Source organism: Vibrio sp. 10N.222.52.B7, from assembly GCF_041474275.1.
GTDB classification, from domain to species: Bacteria; Pseudomonadota; Gammaproteobacteria; order Enterobacterales; family Vibrionaceae; genus Vibrio; species Vibrio crassostreae_C.
In genome coordinates, this window is sequence record NZ_JBFRTU010000120.1 from 1 (window position 1) to 18012 (window position 18012).

The window sequence follows — 18012 nt, forward strand, 5'->3', positions numbered from 1 at the left end:
AGATACAAAAAAACGAGCCCATTGGCTCGTTTTTTTAATTTCTAAATCAGCTTAAGCAGTTTTGCCGATAAAGCCGAGTTTCTTACCTACCCATGCAAGAAGCAACATCGCGACAATAATCGCAAAGAAGTTTGAGCCAGCATCAGGGTGTTGTGCCTTCACAAAAGCCGAGTGGCCAAATGCACCTACAAAGAAACAAGCCAAACCTACTAGTGGAATATCTTCAGATACTGGGTTAGTTAGGTACTCTTGGTAAAGTGCTTGTACAGCCAAGACTAAAGCAATCAGTGGGAAAATAGAGAAGCCCACTTCGCTCATTGTTACCCAAGATAACAGAGCATCACCACACACACCGGCAATAACAGCAAGTACGAGTGTCTTTCTTTCTGAACCACGGTTTACAGTATTATTTTCATTCGACATTATTCAATCCCGCCTTTTAATCGGTTACGTTCACGTTCTTTACGATACCAAAAAGCCCCTTTGGCCATCATTCGCAATTGCATGATCAAGCGTTCAGCCAGTTCATCTCGCTGACGTCGATCTAAATCTAATGCTTCTGCCCCTGAGTTGAAGACCAAGATAACGGAGGCTTCAGCTTGAGTAAAAGCTTCGTCTCGTGTCATGCCAGTCGTTATCAAATATTCGGTTAACTCAGCAGAGAAGTGCTGTATCTCACGAGCTACCGCTGCACGAAACTCAAATGAAGTTCCTGAGCGCTCTCGCAATAACAGTCTGAATACGTTAGGGCTGCTTTCAATGAATTCCATAAAGGTTTCAACCGATGTACGAATCACACTGCCTTCTTTTACTATGCGTTGCCTAGCTTGACGCATTAACTGGCGCAGCAGTAAGCCACCTTCATCAACCATAGTTAAGCCAAGCTCATCCATGTCTTTGAAGTGACGATAAAAGGAAGTCGGTGCTATTCCAGCCTCACGAGCGACTTCTCTCAAGCTTAGATTGGAAAAACTACGATCGGCGCTGAGTTGGCTAAATGCTGCATCGATTAAGCTGCGACGAGTTTTTTCTTTTTGCTGTGCGCGAATGCCCATTGGTTTCATACTTTATCAATTTCTTCTTTTACAGCCTAAACAGGCATGTCTAATACTCTATTCAATATAACGCGAATCACTTATTTATATAAGGCACTCTGGTTATATAAGACACTAAACATACCTCTTTGTTCACGTACCGAAGTAAATACGTTCGAAGAAAAAATTTCAATATCCACGCTGTCATTTGGAGACATGCGACATACCAAATATTATTTTTTCGATAACACTGCGTGATCCCACCGACTCTCTGATGCCCTTTTCATGTACCCGAGAACAGAATCGGTTAAAATCTCGCTAAAGCAATGTTAATCAAATATAACAAGGAAGATATCTATGCCGCACTCCAACCACTTTGATGTAATCGTAATTGGTAGTGGCCCCGGAGGAGAAGGGGCAGCGATGGGATTAACCAAAGCCGGGTTGAACGTTGCAATCATTGAGAAAGAGAGCAGCGTTGGTGGTGGTTGTACTCACTGGGGAACAATTCCTTCAAAAGCACTGCGTCATGCCGTAAGTCGTATTATCGAATTCAACAGTAATCCGCTGTTTTGTCAGAACAACAAAAGCATACACTCAACGTTTTCTAACATTTTGGGGCATGCCAAATCGGTTATCGACAAGCAGACTCGATTACGCCAAGGCTTCTACGACCGCAACCAGTGCACGTTGGTCTTTGGTACTGCACGTTTTATCGATACCAACACTGTCTCGGTAATGCAAAGCGATGGCACTGAAGAACATTACAGTGCAGACAAATTTGTTATCGCGACAGGCTCTCGCCCTTACCAACCAGATAACGTCGACTTCCTGCATGAACGTATCTACGACAGTGACTCGATTCTTTCTCTTAAACACGACCCGCAACACATCATCATCTATGGTGCTGGCGTTATTGGTTGTGAATACGCGTCGATTTTCCGCGGTTTGGGTGTAAAAACCGATCTTATCAATACTCGTGACCGTCTGTTGTCATTCCTAGACAATGAAACCTCAGATGCACTTTCTTATCACTTCTGGAACAGCGGTGTCGTGATTCGCAACGATGAAACCTTTGAGAAAATTGAAGGCACTGATGATGGCGTGATCATTCACCTAGAGTCAGGTAAAAAGATGCGCGCTGATTGCCTACTGTATGCCAATGGCCGAACGGGTAATACCGATAAACTGAACCTTGGTGCTGTTGGCTTAGAAGCGGACTCGCGTGGGCAAGTCTCAGTAAACACCAACTACCAAACCAATGTTGACCATGTTTACGCTGTCGGTGATGTGATTGGCTACCCTAGCCTAGCAAGTGCTGCTTATGACCAAGGTCGATTTGTTGCTCAGGCAATTGTGAAAGGTGAAGCTGAGCGCCACCTTATCGAAGACATTCCAACCGGCATCTACACCATCCCGGAGATCAGCTCTGTTGGTAAAACCGAGCAAGAACTTACTGCAGCTAAAGTACCGTATGAAGTAGGACGTTCTTCATTCAAACACCTAGCTCGAGCTCAAATTGCGGGTAAAGATATTGGTAGCTTAAAGATTCTGTTCCATCGCGAAACCAAAGAGATTTTAGGTATCCACGTGTTTGGTGAGCGTGCCGCTGAAATCATCCATATCGGACAAGCGATTATGGAACAGAAAGGTGAAGCAAATACCATCGAGTACTTTGTGAATACGACCTTTAACTATCCAACGATGGCGGAAGCTTATCGTGTTGCAGCACTCAACGGGCTCAACCGTTTATTCTAGATAAAGAACCAATAGGAGTATTTGACCACTCATAGGCCAAATACATAAACAGCAAGCCATGCGCTTGCTGTTTTTATTTAAGACATTGAATAGTAAGGTGTTGATAGTAATTAGATCATGATGTTCTAAATACCTCTTTACCTGTACAGCCTCATTTATTCTCCACAAAAAGAGCCCTCAGAGCTAAGCGAGAAACTCACCCTTCTTCCACTGAGAAACAAACAACACACCAAGGCCAATTCCGCGCATTGCCATAAAGCTCAGCATCGCTAGCCACAGTGCATGGTTCTCTAAACCTGATGCTAAATAGAAAATCGCGAAGAAACTGCAGGTCGCAACAAACATACTATTGCGCATATCCTTGCCCTTAGTTGCTCCAACAAAAATACCATCCAACAAGAAGCACCACATAGACACCAATGGCATTGCGATTAACCACGGTAAATACACCTCGGCTTGACTCTTCACGTCTGGGATTGTGGTGATCATATTGATTAAGCTCGAGCCAACGAGTGCGAACACTATGGTCAGTACCAAACAAATATTGAAGCTCCAGAAGAAAGTTCCAATCAATGACTGGTTCAGCTCATCTTTGTCTTTCGCGCCTATCGCCTTACCGACCATCGCTTCCATTGTGTAGGCAAAGCCATCCATCCCATAAGAGATGATCATCAAGAAACTCATCAACACGGCATTGGCCGCAACAACATCATCGCCAAAGCTTGCACCTTGGAAGGTCATGAAAGTGAAAGTCGCTTGTAGGCATAATGAACGAAGAAAGATATCGCGATTCAATTTCACGAAACGACTCAAACCTTGGCTGGTTTTCTTAAGCAGATCCCATGGCGATGGTAACTGCTTCTTCGCCCAGATTCGGTAAACACAAATTAGGCCAAATGTTAGACCGGCATAATCAGCCATTACAGATGCCAATGCAGCACCTTCCACTTGCCACCCTAAGCCGATAACAAAAACGATATCCAAAACGATATTGGTGATATTGGTGATGATCACCATCCACATTGGCGCTTTGGCGTTTTGAGTCCCGAGCAGCCAACCTAGAATCACAAAGTTAGTCAGCGCGGCAGGTGCACTCCAAGCGCGGATTGAGAAATATTGCTGACCATAGTGCTTAACTTGATCACTGGCGCTACTCAATGAGAAAACTAAATCGGCGACTAAACTGTGTAAAAGTAAAAAGACACCAGCAAACCCTAAGGCCATGGTCACGCCTTGCACAAAAACTAAGCCTAGTTGCTTGCCATCATTCGCACCATAAGATTGTGCAGCTAGCCCTGTTGTCGACATACGCAGGAAACCAAGCAACCAAAAGGTCACGCTGATCATTGTGCCGCCCAGCGCCACACCACCTAAATACCAAGAGTGCTCTAGGTGACCGATAACCGCCGCATCGACTAAGCCCAACAGTGGAACAGTAATATTAGAGATAACCATCGGGATCGCGAGCAACAGCACTTTTTTATGCATCGCCTGATTGGATAGCGTTTGAAAAATAGTTTGGGGATTAAATAACTTCACGATCACCTCTTAGATTAGAGGCGATAGTTTAACCTAGTGGGTGGGCTTTCACTATGTTGTGGAATTTTACTTATACCGGCTATGTACTCAGTTACTCGAAATACAAAACACCTAGGATTACCACTTAACGAGCACTAACTGCGGCGTTAAACGCTTTTTGACCTGAGAGATCTTACAAAGAAGTCGCTGCCACAACTTCCAACGATTACATTGCTGCTCTAATGGTGAAAATGACTTAACCCATTGCGCCCATGGCAACCAATTGAGAACACTGTCTATTGGTGAAGACAACCCGTGAGCATACTTTCCAGAACCGAGCTTTTGCCCAAGAGCACTCGAGCTTTTGTCTCCAGCTAACACTAAACACGCGTGTGCATGAGTAAAGTAACGACTCAATGACTGAATAAAGTGCGCCGTCAGCTGTTCACTACAATCAAGCAGAGCATGTTCACACACCACCATCACCGAGGCTTGTTCTGGAATATTAAGTTCATCCAACCAAGTTAGGTCATCGACAGAGCCACACTCTAAGCGATAGCGTTCATTTTTGTGGAACAAGCGTTGTCGCCAAAGCAGATTCTCGGTTACATCTAACTCAACCCAATGACAGCGGCCATTATCTAAACGGTAGAAACGGGTATCGAGCCCTGCTCCCACGTTAATAATCCAAGCATCTGGGTTATGAGATAAAAACTGTTGAACTTGAGAATCACAAAGTTGAGTCAGTGTCGCGTAAAGGAGTTGCTGTTGGTCGAGTTCACCGGTAAGACATTCTGGTGCGAGCTGGCAACGCTTGCAGGCTTGAGCTGCGATGGGGTCATAAACGAGACCATCATCGGCTAGGCTTTCACGACTACGAAACCAAAGATGTTGAACGAGGTTGGTCGGAACTTGGAATTCTTGATGTACAGACCCTTGTTCAGAAGAAGCCTTTTGAACAGAGGAGCGCGGCTTACGAGTAAGCGGCTTCATTTGAGGTTTGGTTGGGTTTGGCATCATCATCTTCCTTGTATCTCGACAAAGAAGATGATAATGAATATCAATTACAATGACAAGTTATTGAGAATAAATATCAATAAGCTATTTGTACTGACTACATCCAATCGGTGTTGCGAATAATACCAACCGCAAGCCCTTCAATAGACAAGTGTTGAGATTCTAGATCGACATGGATTGGAGAAAACTCTTCATTTTCAGCATGTAACAGAACCGTTGAACCTTTACGTTCTAGGCGTTTTACCGTTACATCATCATCGACACGAGCCACTACAACCTGACCATCGCGTACATCTTGTGTTTTATGAACAGCTAATAAATCACCATCCATAATACCGATGTCTTTCATACTTTCGCCATTTACACGAAGTAAGAAGTCAGCTTGTGGTTTAAACATGCCTGGATCAACTTGGTAATGCATTTCTACATGCTCTTGAGCCAAGATAGGCTCACCAGCGGCAACCTGACCGATTAATGGTAAACCTTGCTCTTCGTTTGCTGCATCTTCAAGCAAAATACGAATACCGCGAGACGCACCCGGGATAATCTCAATCGCTTCTTTACGAGCAAGAGCTTTCAAATGTTCTTCTGCAGCATTAGCAGAACGGAAGCCTAGTTCACGCGCGATTTCTGCACGTGTCGGTGGCATACCGGAATCTTCGATCTTACCTTTGATAAGGTCAAAGACTTGTTGCTGGCGGGGCGTTAACGGCTTCATGATTCACCTGTCTTTTTATACAGTTGACTGTGAGTATATCCAGTAACTGAACAAAAGCAAAGCAATTGCTTGTTTTTAGTTCATTTTTAGCAAATTACAAAAACAGGATCTCTAGCCACACATAACCTGCGAGTGCCAAACAGATGAAAACTGCTGCCGAACCGACATCTTTAGCCATCCCAGAAAGCTCATGATGTTCACTGCCGATTCGGTCGACAACCGCTTCAATCGCGGTATTGATTAGCTCGACAACCATCACCAATACCACCGATGAGATCATTAAGATTCGTTCAACTTGGCTTACATCTAGGTAAAATGCCAACGGAATAAGCACGACCGCCATGAACACTTCCTGTCGAAATGCAGCCTCATTTTTAAACGAACTCGTAATGCCTTGCCATGAAAAGCCTGCTGCTTTGATGATGCGTTTGAATCCGGTGTTTGATTTTTTGGTCATTTTTAACCCTATACTCAATCAGTCGATGAATGATTTTCCACAAACTTAACGGCAATATGACTATTTCCATTAAAAGGTTAGACCAGTTTCTGGTATTCTTGCATCGATTAAATTTACGCCTAGGCTTATCCCTATTTCACTCATAGGATTTATCCTTTTTATCAGAGAAATAGAGATACGCTTCAGCACATTGAAATAACTATTGAGGCAGTGAACCTATATGTCTTCTGGACAATCTTTTTCACGTTCATTAATGAAGCTACCTTTATCCGTATTGGTAAAGGGCACATCAATTCCTTCAAACCCTGTTGAGGATTTGAACATTGATTTGAGCAAACCGATTGTATACGCCTTACCGTTTCGCTCAAGTGTCGACATTCTTACATTGCAAAAACATGCACTTGAATTAGGCCTACCTGATCCGTTGAGCAAGCTTGAAATCAACGGCAAATCACTGCAACGCTACGTTTTCATCTCTTCTCGCAAAACTCTGCTGCAAGACGATGATTATGTACCAAGCTCTTCAATTGAAGTGTTCTCTGAATTGCTTTCACTGCACGCCGACGACTCTGAACTCGATGTTCAAGTTATCCCTGCTACCGTTTTGTGGGGGCGCAAACCTGGTAAAGAGAATAACCAGAAGCCTTACCTACAGGCAATGAACGGCTTAGAGAAATCAAAAGCGGTATTGCTAGCCGGTCGTGACTGCTTGGTTCGCTTTAGTCCTGTGGTTTCTCTGCGTTACATGGCCAACTCACACGGCACCGACAGCACCATCGCGCACAAACTGGCGCGCGTGGCACGTATTCACTTCTCTCGCCAAAAGCTTGCAGCATCAGGCCCTAACCTGCCAAGCCGCCAAGCTCTGTTTGATCGCCTGTTAAAATCAGAAGCGATCAAAAAAGCGATTGAAGACGAAGCACAAGCAAAGAACATCTCGATCGAGAAAGCGAGCAAAGAAGCTCAAGACATCATGGACGAGATTGCTGCGAACTTCTCTTACTCGCTGATCAAGCGTGGTGAGAAGATTCTTGGTTGGCTGTGGAATAAGTTGTACCAAGGCCTGCATATCAGCAACGCTTCAACGGTTCGTAAGTTGGCTCAAGATGGTCACGAGATTGTTTACGTGCCTTGTCACCGTAGCCACATGGACTACTTACTGCTTTCTTATGTGCTTTATCATGAAGGCATGGTGCCGCCGCACATCGCTGCGGGTATCAACCTGAACTTCTTCCCTGCCGGTCCTATTTTCCGTCATGGTGGTGCGTTCTTTATTCGTCGTAGCTTCAAAGGCAACAAGCTGTACTCGACGATTTTCCGTGAATACCTAGCGGAGTTGTTCGCTAAAGGTTACTCAGTAGAGTACTTCAGTGAAGGTGGGCGTTCTCGTACAGGTCGTTTATTGCAAGCGAAGACCGGCATGTTGGCGATGACTATTCAAGCGATGCTGCGCGGCATGAATCGCCCGGTGACTTTGGTTCCTGTGTACATCGGCTACGAGCACGTGATGGAAGTGGCGACTTACGCAAAAGAACTTCGTGGTAAGCGTAAAGAGAAAGAAAACGCGAGCTTAGTGATTCGTACCATTCGTAAGCTGCGTAACTTTGGTAAAGGCTACGTGAACTTCGGTGAGCCAATTCAACTGAACCAATACCTGAATGAACACTCACCTGAGTGGACCAAAGACATCGACCCAATGGGCACTAGCAAACCACAATGGATGAACCCGGTGGTTAATGACTTGGCGACCAAAATGATGACGCACATTAACGATGCGGCAGCGACCAATGCCCTGACCCTTTGTGCAACGGCACTATTGGCTTCAAGACAGCGCGCATTGTCTCGTGACTCTTTGGTTTCTCAGATTAATTGCTACCTGTCTCTGCTTAAGAATGTTCCATATTCGGCAACGTTCACTGTGCCAAAAGACAGCGCTGAAGATTTAGTAAAACATGCTGAATCACTGAACAAGTTCTTGATTGAATCAGACTCAATGGGCGACATCATTTCGCTAGACCGTCACCAGTCAATTCTGATGACCTACTACCGAAACAACATCATTCACTTGTTTGCTCTGCCATCGTTAATTGCACAGATGACTATTCGTCAACGCGGTTTATCAATTGACGCGATCCAAGAGAACGTTGCTGCTATCTACCCGTTCTTGAAGAAAGAGCTGTTCCTAAGCTACGACGAAGACAAGCTTGAAGGCGTGGTTTCTAACATCATTGAAGAGCTGGTTAACCAAGGTATGCTTGTGGTTTCTGATAATGAAGTCACCATCAACCAATCAAACAGCCAAGCACTGATGCTGTTAGGTCGTACGATTTCAGAAACGCTACAACGCTACTCTATTGCTTTGAACCTGTTAGCAGAGAACCCTGATCTGGATAAATCCGATCTTGAACAGAAGAGCCAAGACATTGCACAGCGACTTGGTCGTCTGCAAGGCATCAATGCACCAGAGTTCTTCGATAAAGGCGTGTTTGCGTCGATGTTCGCAACTCTGAAACAACAGCAATATCTGGATAACGATGGTAACTGTGATTTAGACAAGACTCAGCAATTCGCTAAGCTTCTCTACTCAATGCTTTACCCTGAAGTACGTTTGACGATTCAAGAGAGTATCCACCAAGCGGAGTAATCATCAGCTTGGTGTCTCTTGAATAGCGAGGCCAAACGCGATCAAAAAAGGCACCCAATGGGTGCCTTTTTCTTTAGCATTCGTTAACTCGAAAAGCGGATGCTTACCAGAAGGTAATGAACAAGCCCGCTGTCACTGCCATTCCAACATAGTTGTTGTTTAGAAAGGCTTGGAAACAAAGGTCTCGATCACGGTGGCGCATCAGGTGTTGTTGATACACAAATAAGCTTCCCGCTACCAACAGTACCCAATAGAAGGTATCTCCTAGTTGGTAATGCATGCCTAACGCAATCAGCATCGCTAGGGTGACGAGTTGCAAAGAGCCAACAATCAGTTTATCGAAGCGACCAAATAAAATAGCCGTCGATTTAATACCAATCTTCAAGTCATCATCTCGGTCAACCATCGCATATTGCGTGTCGTAAGCAATCGTCCACAACGCGTTAATCACGAAGACAAACCACACAATGCTTGGCAGTTCATTGGTTTGTGCCGCCCAAGCCATTGGTATCGCCCAACTAAACGCTAAGCCAAGAAACAACTGTGGAAGATGCGTAAAACGCTTCATGAAAGGGTAAATGAACGCCAGACCCACACCAATAAATGAGAGCTTAATGGTCAGTGGATTCATGGTGAGTACCAGCAAGAATGAAACTACGGCTAGCACTAAAAAGAGCAGAATCGCTTCCTTACTGGAAACCAAACCAGACGGCAGTGGACGCTGCTTGGTACGTTTAACATGACCATCTACTTTACGGTCCGCAAAGTCATTGATCACACAGCCAGCTGAACGCATCAACACCACGCCGAGTACAAAAACAACCAAGACATCAAAATCAGGCATACCTTGTGCGGCGATAATCAGTGACCACAAGGTCGGCCAAAGGAGTAATAGGGTACCAATCGGGCGATTCATTCGCGTTAATTGCCAATACGCCTTCGCTTTGGTGGCAAGCATTTACACACTCTCCTTAGAGTAAATGGGTGATGTTGGTAAAAACAGTTCTGCCACAAGCATCGGTTTATGGTTCATCCATAATCGAGAACGACGCGCGAGTAATCGCTCATCGCCTGCGATAACCCAACCGACTTGCAGCGCATCTCGCTCCACGTTCTCAGCACTGAAAACGGTCAATCCAAGCGGGACATTACCTTGTTGAGAAAGGTCTGAGTGCTGATGATCTTCTAATGTGACTCGGGGAATCAAGGTTCGACCTAACACCCACGGTTCGTCATCACCCTTTAAAATCACTTTACGCAGTAAGCAATCAAACGATGATAAAAGATGTTCCTCGTCTTGTTGCAGCATTGAGCGTTCTACAACTTGATTATGAAGCAACTCAACAGACAGGTGCTGACAGCACTTCCCCAACTTGCGGGAAAGAGAACCTTGCTCCATCAGCCACTCTTTGGTGGTTTCATTAGGAAAATCAAATGTTTCTGTACTTTGCCAATCTACATTCATTAACGAATTAAGATACAGCGATATTGGCTGATTCATACTAGTATTCAATAGGTGACTTTACACGTACAATAAAGCTTCAACTTTCGAACAAAATTAAAGCGTTCTTCGAATTGTAAACGTATTTAGATTTAGACTGCTCATTGTAACAAGACTAATGCGTTTCGAATATCGCGAATAAACTAAAGAAAAGTCACAAATATGCACAAACGTTATGTAGCCCAAATATTTCTTGCGATTACCCTACTCTTTTCAGCATCAAGTTTCGCGGAAGAGGAGTCGGCAGCTAAACTCGCCTACTTCACGCTAGAGCCAGACCTGACCACCAATTTTTACACTAAAGGTAAAAAACTGGGCTACATTCAGGTTCGCCTCGACATCATGGTGGCAAATAGTAACGACTTGGCCGCTATTGAGCATCACCAACCACTGATTCGCGATGCGGTGATTGAATTGCTTGGCAAACAAAACGAAGAAACCATTAAATCTCTATCTGGCCGTGAAGACTTAAGAAAATCCTTAGTTGAACACCTCAACAAGATTTTGCTTCCAGAGACAGGTAAAACCCTGATTGCTGACTTACTGTTTACCAAATACCTTTATCAGTAATGATGTAAAACGAATCCCAATAAAAAAGCGGCTCATCTGGCCGCTTTTTTTGTCTCTATCGTTTGGCTACTCATTAGAAGATATGAATTAGCTTCTTGCCGAGCTTGGTGCTTTCATCGCATCGATAAAGCCAATAATCACACCAGCGGCTAGACCAGCTAAATGCGCCGTATTGGCGATAGCCATAAATGGCTGCATGTACCCAAGCACTAGCCACACCAACATAAAGCCGACAATCTGTCTTGGGATACCTAAACCAAGTTGTGGCGCCTTCGCACCAACCACCCATAAGTAACCAACCAAGGCATACACAACACCAGACAAACCACCGAAGTTCGCCCCTTCAACCCAATACTGCCCAGCACCTGAAAGCGCAGAAGAGACAGCAAAGATCTGAAGTAGCTTGAGGCTGCCAAGTTTCTTCTCAATGTCTCCACCTAGCTGCCACCACCACAAAATATTAAATGCGATGTGCATAACAGAGAAATGTAGAACGGCATGACTCAACCAACGCCACAGCTGCCATTGCTGTCCATCCACCGCTGGGAAATGTAGGGCATTGAAAATAGCTTGGCCAAAACCGATCTGTTGCAGCGCAAAAATCACCACACACACCAACATCAGGCTTAGTGTCACTGGGCCTGCTTTCGCTTTGATCATGCCCATAAAGCTTGGAGTATGGTAATGGAAGTTGCTCTTTCTAGTCTCTGCCATGTCCCAAGATGCAGCTTGATAGCGCTTATGATTGGGCTCAGCCAGAAAACGATTCAGCTCAGCTTCGGTTTCAACCTGAAATTGGCCATCAAGAAGCCAAAGAGCAAAACGCCCTTCTCCCTCTGGAGACATCTGAATAGGGATCTGACGAGAGGCCATATAATCAATAAATGCTTGAGCAAGACGTGGATTGTCTAACACCATCAATCTAATCATTGTTACTTCCTATTCATTCTATGAGGGATGCTTGAGGCGGTTCAGGTGATGAAAGTCATTAACCTGCGATCACTGGAAGTTCAGCACGATGCCAAGCTTCGAAACCACCATCAACACTATATACCTCTTCAAAGCCTTGGTTCACTAAATATTGTGCCGCACCTTGGCTACTGATGCCGTGGTAGCACATCACTAAGATAGGTTGTTCGAACTCAACCTCATCCATGAATGACACCATCGTATCGTTAGTCAGGTGGTAGGCTGTTTTTGGGTGGGCAACCGCAAAAGACTGCGGGTCACGTATATCGACAAGTCGAGCTTCGCCTTGTTCGATGAGGGCTTGAGCGCCTTTAACATCGATATGTTTAAACTGGTCCATGACTTTCTCTTTTTATACTGATTTACTTTGCTGCCATTGTAACCTATCCCAAGGCTAACATTCACATCCACTTAATAAGGTTATCCACCAGCGATCACTTTTACACCATTTGTGGATAAATCTGTGAATTGCGTGAATAAAGTGTCTTTTCAAAAATAGATCCACAACATGTAGTAATGATCCTGATCTAACTGTGGGTTAACTGAAACATATCCCCACTCGAAAAACCCCGTCAAAGCCTTACTACACACTGCTTTTAGATAGCTGACGAATAAACTTCTCACAGAGTTATCCACAAAATCATTTTGCAAATTTCGATCGCAAAAGTTGAGAAATCGATCCAAAACAAAAAGGCCGAGATCTCTCGATCTCGGCCTTTTCAAAATTCAGCTATTTGTTAGCTCTACTAGAAAGTAGAAGCTAATAGAAACTAGATGCTATTAGAAATCACCAACGGCTTGTTTCAATTTCTTCATCGCATTCTTTTCTAACTGGCGAACACGCTCAGCTGATATACTGTAGGTATCCGCTAAGTCTTGCAGGGTTGCCTTGTTGTCGTCTAACCAACGTGAGCGAACAATGTGTTGGCTACGCTCGTCTAAGCTTGCTAGTGCTAGCCCTAGGCGATTATTGGTGTGTGACTCCCAGTTAGCCGCTTCAACCGTCTCAGCAACGTCTGACGCCTTGTCTTCTAGGTAGTAAACTGGAGCAGTGTAAGCAGAACCGCCATCGTCATCGTCCATAGGCGCTTCAAACGTCGCATCTTGTGCTGCTAAGCGAGATTCCATCTCACGAACTTCTGAAGGCTCAACACCCAGTTCACGAGCAACCGTCTCAACTTCACCGTTATTGAACCAACCCAAACGCTTTTTAGACTTACGAAGGTTAAAGAACAGTTTACGCTGTGCCTTAGTGGTCGCAATTTTAACGATACGCCAGTTACGTAGAACGTATTCATGGATTTCAGCTTTGATCCAGTGAACAGCAAACGAGACGAGACGAACACCAACTTCTGGATTGAAGCGCTTAACAGCCTTCATCAAGCCGATGTTACCTTCTTGGACGAGATCAGCCATTGGTAGCCCGTAGCCAGAGTAGCCTCTTGCAACGTGCACCACGAATCTTAGGTGGGAAAGGATCAAGCCTTTCGCAGCGTCGATCTCACCTTTGTAATGTAATCGCTCTGCAAGTCCACGTTCCTCTTCAGGAGTCAGCATAGGGTAGCTGTTCGCTGAGCGGATATAGCTATCTAAACTATCTTGTGTGACTAAAGCCATTTGATACGCTTGGTTTGCCATTCGGTTCCTCATCAATCTCTGATCTGGAGTAATACATCTATTAAAACCCTACAATCTTGAACCTAAAATGAACAGGTTTCAAGGAGGGGGAAGTAATTATGCATAATCAATTCGTCTATACAAGGCAAAAACTGGTTAAGAAGTGCCTATTTTTCGTCTAAATATGACTCTATTCACCTAAACTGGTTCAATTTCTTTTAGGTGACGCTGTGCAGAAAGCTTTGCAGCCACACTACCAAGCAGAGTTCCGACGATCAAAAGCAGTAAAGATTCATCCCAACTCAGGCCAATTAAACGGAAGTGGCTGTCGTATAGCTGAGCCAAGTCATCCACCGCGCTGTTCAGCAATACGGTAATCAATGCCGTCATTACCCAAGCGCTAATCGAACCTAAAACGCCAAACCACATCCCAGCATAAAGGTATGGTCGAAGAATGTAGCTGTCGGTCGCACCAATCAGCTTCATGGTTTGAATCTCTTCTTTATGCGCCAACACATTAAATCGTAGTGTATTGCCGATAATCAGAAATACCGCGCCCAGCATCAATACCGTTAAGGTAATCACGATGACAGCCGCTAATGCTTTGATCGCATCTAATCGCGCTAACCAATCTTCGTCTAAGCGAACATCGGTCACTAATTCTTGTTGTTTAACTGTGCCTGCCAGCTCTTTAATTAAGGGATCGCTGTGTACGCTTGGCGTAATCACCAGCACACCTGGCAGTGAATAATCGTCGAGAATGGTTAGGGCGTCTTCAAAACCAGAATACTGGCTGAGGTCTGCAAGCCCTTGCTGCGGAGAAATGTACTCCACGAGCTCAACTTGATCCCAACTTTCGATTTCATCCTTAAGCACCATTACTCGTGGCTCAGGAATACCATCCTCTACATAAGCACTTATTTGTGACGGGCTAGTGACATCTTGCGCCACTTCCCCTACATTTTTACCTAATAGGTACAAACAAGCTGGCATCGCCAACGCCATAGAGATCACCGCAAGGGTCAGTAAGTTGCCTAACGGGCGCTGCCACATTTGCGAGAACGATGACTTGGCTTGTTTCCAGTGAACAACAAAGAAGCCGTCGCTTGAAGCGCGGTTTGCTGCTCGATTAGATTGAGGTTTTTTGATGCGCTTATTCGCGGCCATAGTCTTCAACCTCACTCAAAAATCCTTGGTTTAATTCAAGATGGCGGTACTGAGGGCGAGTGTTCACTAACCCGATATCGTGCGTCGCTAGGATGATCGTCACACCTGCGCGGTTGAATTCTTCAAATAATCGCAACACACGGTTAGATAATTCAGGGTCTAGATTACCGGTAGGCTCATCGGCTAAAAGCAGAGTTGGACGGTTAACCACGGCGCGAGCAATACCCACGCGTTGTTGTTCACCACCAGAAAGTTGGCTTGGCAAACAACGGGCTTTATCTAATAAACCGGTTTTATCCAACGCAGCACTGACTCGGCGTTTTATTTCGTTTTCAGAAATAGATTCAATACGCATAGGCAGAGCGACGTTATCGAAAATCGAACGGTCCATCAGCAGGCGATGGTCTTGAAAAACAATCCCAATATTACGGCGTAAGAAAGGAATGTCTTTGGCTGGGATACGAGTGATATCGTGATCGTTGAACCAGACACGTCCATCAGTTGGACGCTCTATCGCGCAGATCAACTTCAGCAAGGTACTTTTACCAGCCCCAGAGTGCCCACCCAAAAAAGCCATCTCTCCACGTTTCAGGTGAAAGTCCACTTTTTGGAGCGCTTGTCTTCCACCTCGGTAGGCTTTACTCACTTGCTGAAATTTGATCACCGAAAATTCCTCTTACGATCACTAATATCAAATTTAAAAACGGTAGCAGATTAAGGATAAACCACTTTGCTACTCGCGTTACTCTTCGCGGCTAAATAGTGCTTCAATGAAGTCTTTAGATTCAAATGGACGCAGGTCATCAATACCTTCACCCACACCAATGTAGCGGATTGGAATCTGGAACTGGTCAGCAATTGAGAAAATTACACCACCTTTCGCCGTACCATCTAGCTTAGTCAGTGTAATACCCGTAACTGGAGCCACTTCACTGAACAACTTCGCTTGGCTGATAGCGTTCTGACCTGTACCTGCATCGAGCGTTAGCATGATTTCGTGTGGCGCAGAGTCATCAATCTTCTTCATTACACGAACGATCTTGCGTAGCTCTTCCATCAGGTTGCTCTTGTTCTGCAAACGACCGGCTGTATCAGCAATCACAACATCAACACCACGAGCCTTCGCTGCTTCAATCGCATCGTAGATAACAGACGCACTGTCCGCACCAGTGTGTTGAGCGATAACTGGCACATCGTTACGCTGACCCCAAACCTGAAGCTGTTCAACGGCTGCAGCACGGAAGGTATCACCCGCTGCTAGCATCACTTTCTTGCCTTCATTTTGGAATTGTTTCGCCAGCTTACCGATCGTAGTTGTCTTACCTACACCGTTCACACCCACCATTAAGATAACGTAAGGTGTTTTAGTGGTATCAACAACCAGTGGCTGTTCCACTTGGCTTAAGATGTCTGCCATCTCTTCTTTGAGCAGACCATAAAGCGCTTCACCGTCTTTTAGGTCATTGCGAGATGCTTTTTCTGTCAGGTTTTCAATGATCTTAACCGTGGTATTCATACCCACGTCAGCAATCAGAAGTTGCTCTTCTAGCTCTTCAAACAGGTCTTCATCGATTTGCTTGCCTTTGAACAGACCAAAGAAACCAGCACCGATGTTTGCTTTAGTGCGGCTTAGGCTGCGCTTAAGACGAGCAAAGAAGCTTTCTGTCGGCTTCTCTTGTACTTCTTCAACCTTAGCTTGAGGAACTGCCACTTCTTCCTGTTCTGCTTCTGCTTCTGCTTCTGCTTCTGCTGCGACAGGTTGCTGCTCTTGTTGAGCTTCTTCAAGCGCTTGCTCAGATTCAGTTGGCTTAACTTGTTCAGCTTCAGGCGCGACCTGTTCAGCCTCAACTTGTGATTCAACTTCAGTTTGATCTTCAACGCTTTCTACGTTCGCTTCATTCTGAGTTTTTGGGCTTTGTTCTTCTTCACCAAAACCAAGCCACGATAATAATCCGCGCTTCTTTTTTTCCGTCATCAGAGGAGTTTCCTAGATCTACTAATTAGCTGTATTGACTTAATACACGTCGACTCTTTGCTATTGTTATACAATACAAGCTTGTACAAACGAATAGTAAAGAAAAATGACAAAGCAGTGATAAGTTTGCTTTTAGCTTGATACACTTTGTCATTGCAAATTTATTTAATACACGAACCCACTTAAATTGGGCTCGGTATAGTATCACTTTATTAGCGGTCAAAAAATCTATGGTAAGACGTCGCCAGCAAAACACATCACAAAAAAAGCCATCCGGAGGCTTTGTTCGAATTATTAGTGGCTCATGGAGAGGTAGAAAGCTGCCTGTTCATGATTTAGAAGGATTACGCCCAACCATTGACCGAGTAAAAGAAACACTCTTTAACTGGGTGGCTCAAGATATCCCACATTCAACTTGCTTGGATGTATTTGCCGGTTCTGGCGGTCTAGGTTTTGAAGCAGCTTCTCGCCAAGCCAAAATGGTGACACTGCTCGAAATGAATCAAAAGGCGGCTAAACAGCTTTCTGATAACGCGAAAGAGCTCAAGGCAGACAACATTAATGTCGTGAATACTGATGCTATCTCTTTCCTTAAGAAACCAGGCACTCCTTACGATATGGTTTTCCTTGATCCACCATTTCGCAAAGGCTTACTGGCAGAAACAGTACAACTGCTTGAGAGTAACGGTTGGCTTGCAGACAATGCCATCATTTACGTCGAGACAGAGAAAGAACTGAAACTCGAAGCTATGCCAGAGAACTGGGAATTGCATCGCGATAAGACCACCGGACAGTCAAGCTACCGACTGTTCAATCGAATTACTGAAGAATAGGAGTTATTGAATGAAGTTCTTGCTTCCACTAGCAAAAGCAGCCATCGCCTTTGTTTGGTTTATCTTGATCGTAAATATTTTCTACCCGTTCCCGGGTAATGCTGCGATTGCGCTTTATATCATGACAGCATTCTTGTTCTTCATGCACGGCCTGCAGATGCTGATTTTCATCGGTGCTTTCGGCGACAAGATCGAGATGTCACGTTGGGAGAAGTGGTCAATATTGATTTTCGG

At 44.8% G+C, this 18012-nt stretch carries 19 protein-coding genes; 5 read left to right on the forward strand and 14 right to left on the reverse strand.

Annotated elements, in window-relative coordinates:
• Positions 1 to 51: 51 nt before the first annotated feature.
• Together AB4512_RS21040 and fabR are read right to left on the reverse strand one after the other, a co-directional pair.
• The gene (locus AB4512_RS21040) at positions 52 to 423 is read right to left on the reverse strand and encodes a YijD family membrane protein (protein WP_017061049.1); all 372 of its coding nucleotides are present in this window, start codon (positions 421 to 423) and stop codon (positions 52 to 54) included.
• Positions 423 to 1064, reverse strand: a complete 642-nt coding sequence (gene fabR, locus AB4512_RS21045) for an HTH-type transcriptional repressor FabR (protein ID WP_010438693.1) — start codon at positions 1062 to 1064, stop codon at positions 423 to 425. The genes AB4512_RS21040 and fabR overlap by 1 nt, the downstream gene beginning before the upstream one ends.
• Before the next feature lie 327 nt (positions 1065 to 1391).
• On the opposite strand from fabR, the gene sthA reads away from it, so the two are divergent.
• Entirely contained in the window at positions 1392 to 2792 is a 1401-nt protein-coding gene (gene sthA / locus AB4512_RS21050; protein ID WP_017061048.1) for a Si-specific NAD(P)(+) transhydrogenase, read from the forward strand.
• 183 nt (positions 2793 to 2975) lie between these two features.
• Here sthA and dinF read toward each other — a convergent pair whose 3' ends face one another.
• From dinF to AB4512_RS21070, 4 genes are all read right to left on the reverse strand, one after another.
• Positions 2976 to 4331: an MATE family efflux transporter DinF gene (gene dinF, locus AB4512_RS21055; protein WP_372175568.1), complete on the reverse strand. Its 1356-nt coding sequence runs from the start codon at positions 4329 to 4331 to the stop codon at positions 2976 to 2978.
• Between the two features lie 117 nt (positions 4332 to 4448).
• The gene (locus tag AB4512_RS21060) at positions 4449 to 5327 is read right to left on the reverse strand and encodes a class I SAM-dependent methyltransferase (RefSeq protein WP_372175570.1); all 879 of its coding nucleotides are present in this window, start codon (positions 5325 to 5327) and stop codon (positions 4449 to 4451) included.
• A gap of 97 nt (positions 5328 to 5424) precedes the next feature.
• Complete coding sequence (lexA, locus tag AB4512_RS21065) at positions 5425 to 6045, reverse strand: transcriptional repressor LexA (RefSeq protein WP_019820514.1); 621 nt, start codon at positions 6043 to 6045, stop codon at positions 5425 to 5427.
• A 94-nt stretch (positions 6046 to 6139) separates the two neighbouring features.
• Positions 6140 to 6502 carry a diacylglycerol kinase gene (locus AB4512_RS21070; protein ID WP_017061045.1) on the reverse strand — a complete coding sequence of 121 codons (363 nt, stop codon included), beginning with the start codon at positions 6500 to 6502 and terminating at the stop codon, positions 6140 to 6142.
• Between the two features lie 220 nt (positions 6503 to 6722).
• On the opposite strand from AB4512_RS21070, the gene plsB reads away from it, so the two are divergent.
• Positions 6723 to 9146 (forward strand): glycerol-3-phosphate 1-O-acyltransferase PlsB, encoded by a 2424-nt coding sequence (gene plsB, locus AB4512_RS21075; protein WP_017071790.1) that lies wholly within the window; start codon positions 6723 to 6725, stop codon positions 9144 to 9146.
• Positions 9147 to 9249: 103 nt separating this feature from the next.
• On the opposite strand, the gene ubiA is transcribed toward plsB, so the two are convergent.
• Complete coding sequence (gene ubiA / locus AB4512_RS21080; protein ID WP_372175571.1) at positions 9250 to 10104, reverse strand: 4-hydroxybenzoate octaprenyltransferase; 855 nt, start codon at positions 10102 to 10104, stop codon at positions 9250 to 9252.
• Positions 10105 to 10647: a chorismate lyase gene (locus tag AB4512_RS21085; protein WP_164091128.1), complete on the reverse strand. Its 543-nt coding sequence runs from the start codon at positions 10645 to 10647 to the stop codon at positions 10105 to 10107.
• A gap of 162 nt (positions 10648 to 10809) precedes the next feature.
• Between AB4512_RS21085 and AB4512_RS21090 the strand changes: the two genes are divergently transcribed.
• Positions 10810 to 11217: a flagellar basal body-associated protein FliL gene (locus tag AB4512_RS21090; RefSeq protein ID WP_048610748.1), complete on the forward strand. Its 408-nt coding sequence runs from the start codon at positions 10810 to 10812 to the stop codon at positions 11215 to 11217.
• 87 nt (positions 11218 to 11304) lie between these two features.
• Here AB4512_RS21090 and glpG read toward each other — a convergent pair whose 3' ends face one another.
• From glpG to ftsY, 6 genes are all read right to left on the reverse strand, one after another.
• The gene (gene glpG / locus AB4512_RS21095) at positions 11305 to 12147 is read right to left on the reverse strand and encodes a rhomboid family intramembrane serine protease GlpG (RefSeq protein WP_017063770.1); all 843 of its coding nucleotides are present in this window, start codon (positions 12145 to 12147) and stop codon (positions 11305 to 11307) included.
• 58 nt (positions 12148 to 12205) lie between these two features.
• Entirely contained in the window at positions 12206 to 12526 is a 321-nt protein-coding gene (gene glpE, locus AB4512_RS21100; protein WP_017061039.1) for a thiosulfate sulfurtransferase GlpE, read from the reverse strand.
• A gap of 440 nt (positions 12527 to 12966) precedes the next feature.
• Positions 12967 to 13824 (reverse strand): RNA polymerase sigma factor RpoH, encoded by an 858-nt coding sequence (gene rpoH / locus AB4512_RS21105; RefSeq protein ID WP_017055518.1) that lies wholly within the window; start codon positions 13822 to 13824, stop codon positions 12967 to 12969.
• Positions 13825 to 14001: 177 nt separating this feature from the next.
• Complete coding sequence (ftsX, locus tag AB4512_RS21110; protein WP_372175573.1) at positions 14002 to 14970, reverse strand: permease-like cell division protein FtsX; 969 nt, start codon at positions 14968 to 14970, stop codon at positions 14002 to 14004.
• Positions 14957 to 15634: a cell division ATP-binding protein FtsE gene (gene ftsE / locus AB4512_RS21115; protein ID WP_004736585.1), complete on the reverse strand. Its 678-nt coding sequence runs from the start codon at positions 15632 to 15634 to the stop codon at positions 14957 to 14959. Before ftsE ends, ftsX begins: the two co-directional genes overlap by 14 nt.
• 78 nt (positions 15635 to 15712) lie before the next feature.
• Positions 15713 to 16945, reverse strand: a complete 1233-nt coding sequence (gene ftsY, locus AB4512_RS21120; RefSeq protein ID WP_017068601.1) for a signal recognition particle-docking protein FtsY — start codon at positions 16943 to 16945, stop codon at positions 15713 to 15715.
• Positions 16946 to 17175: 230 nt separating this feature from the next.
• Here ftsY and rsmD point away from each other — a divergent pair, with 230 nt between their 5' ends.
• A complete protein-coding gene (gene rsmD / locus AB4512_RS21125; protein ID WP_017061036.1) occupies positions 17176 to 17778 on the forward strand; it encodes a 16S rRNA (guanine(966)-N(2))-methyltransferase RsmD in 603 nt (200 codons plus the stop codon).
• A gap of 10 nt (positions 17779 to 17788) precedes the next feature.
• Positions 17789 to 18012 (forward strand): DUF1145 domain-containing protein (locus tag AB4512_RS21130; RefSeq protein WP_372175575.1); only part of this gene is annotated, 224 nt, incomplete at its 3' end.

Coding starts and splice junctions, on each gene's coding strand:
- AB4512_RS21070 (WP_017061045.1), bottom strand. CDS start 6,502: ATGACCAAAAAATCAAACACCGGATTCAAACGCATCATCAAAGCAGCA.
- plsB (WP_017071790.1), top strand. CDS start 6,723: ATGTCTTCTGGACAATCTTTTTCACGTTCATTAATGAAGCTACCTTTA.
- fabR (WP_010438693.1), bottom strand. CDS start 1,064: ATGAAACCAATGGGCATTCGCGCACAGCAAAAAGAAAAAACTCGTCGC.
- ubiA (WP_372175571.1), bottom strand. CDS start 10,104: ATGCTTGCCACCAAAGCGAAGGCGTATTGGCAATTAACGCGAATGAAT.
- AB4512_RS21060 (WP_372175570.1), bottom strand. CDS start 5,327: ATGCCAAACCCAACCAAACCTCAAATGAAGCCGCTTACTCGTAAGCCG.
- AB4512_RS21085 (WP_164091128.1), bottom strand. CDS start 10,647: ATGAATCAGCCAATATCGCTGTATCTTAATTCGTTAATGAATGTAGAT.
- sthA (WP_017061048.1), top strand. CDS start 1,392: ATGCCGCACTCCAACCACTTTGATGTAATCGTAATTGGTAGTGGCCCC.
- ftsY (WP_017068601.1), bottom strand. CDS start 16,945: ATGACGGAAAAAAAGAAGCGCGGATTATTATCGTGGCTTGGTTTTGGT.
- AB4512_RS21040 (WP_017061049.1), bottom strand. CDS start 423: ATGTCGAATGAAAATAATACTGTAAACCGTGGTTCAGAAAGAAAGACA.
- lexA (WP_019820514.1), bottom strand. CDS start 6,045: ATGAAGCCGTTAACGCCCCGCCAGCAACAAGTCTTTGACCTTATCAAA.
- glpE (WP_017061039.1), bottom strand. CDS start 12,526: ATGGACCAGTTTAAACATATCGATGTTAAAGGCGCTCAAGCCCTCATC.
- glpG (WP_017063770.1), bottom strand. CDS start 12,147: ATGATTAGATTGATGGTGTTAGACAATCCACGTCTTGCTCAAGCATTT.
- ftsX (WP_372175573.1), bottom strand. CDS start 14,970: ATGGCCGCGAATAAGCGCATCAAAAAACCTCAATCTAATCGAGCAGCA.
- rsmD (WP_017061036.1), top strand. CDS start 17,176: ATGGTAAGACGTCGCCAGCAAAACACATCACAAAAAAAGCCATCCGGA.
- AB4512_RS21090 (WP_048610748.1), top strand. CDS start 10,810: ATGCACAAACGTTATGTAGCCCAAATATTTCTTGCGATTACCCTACTC.
- rpoH (WP_017055518.1), bottom strand. CDS start 13,824: ATGGCAAACCAAGCGTATCAAATGGCTTTAGTCACACAAGATAGTTTA.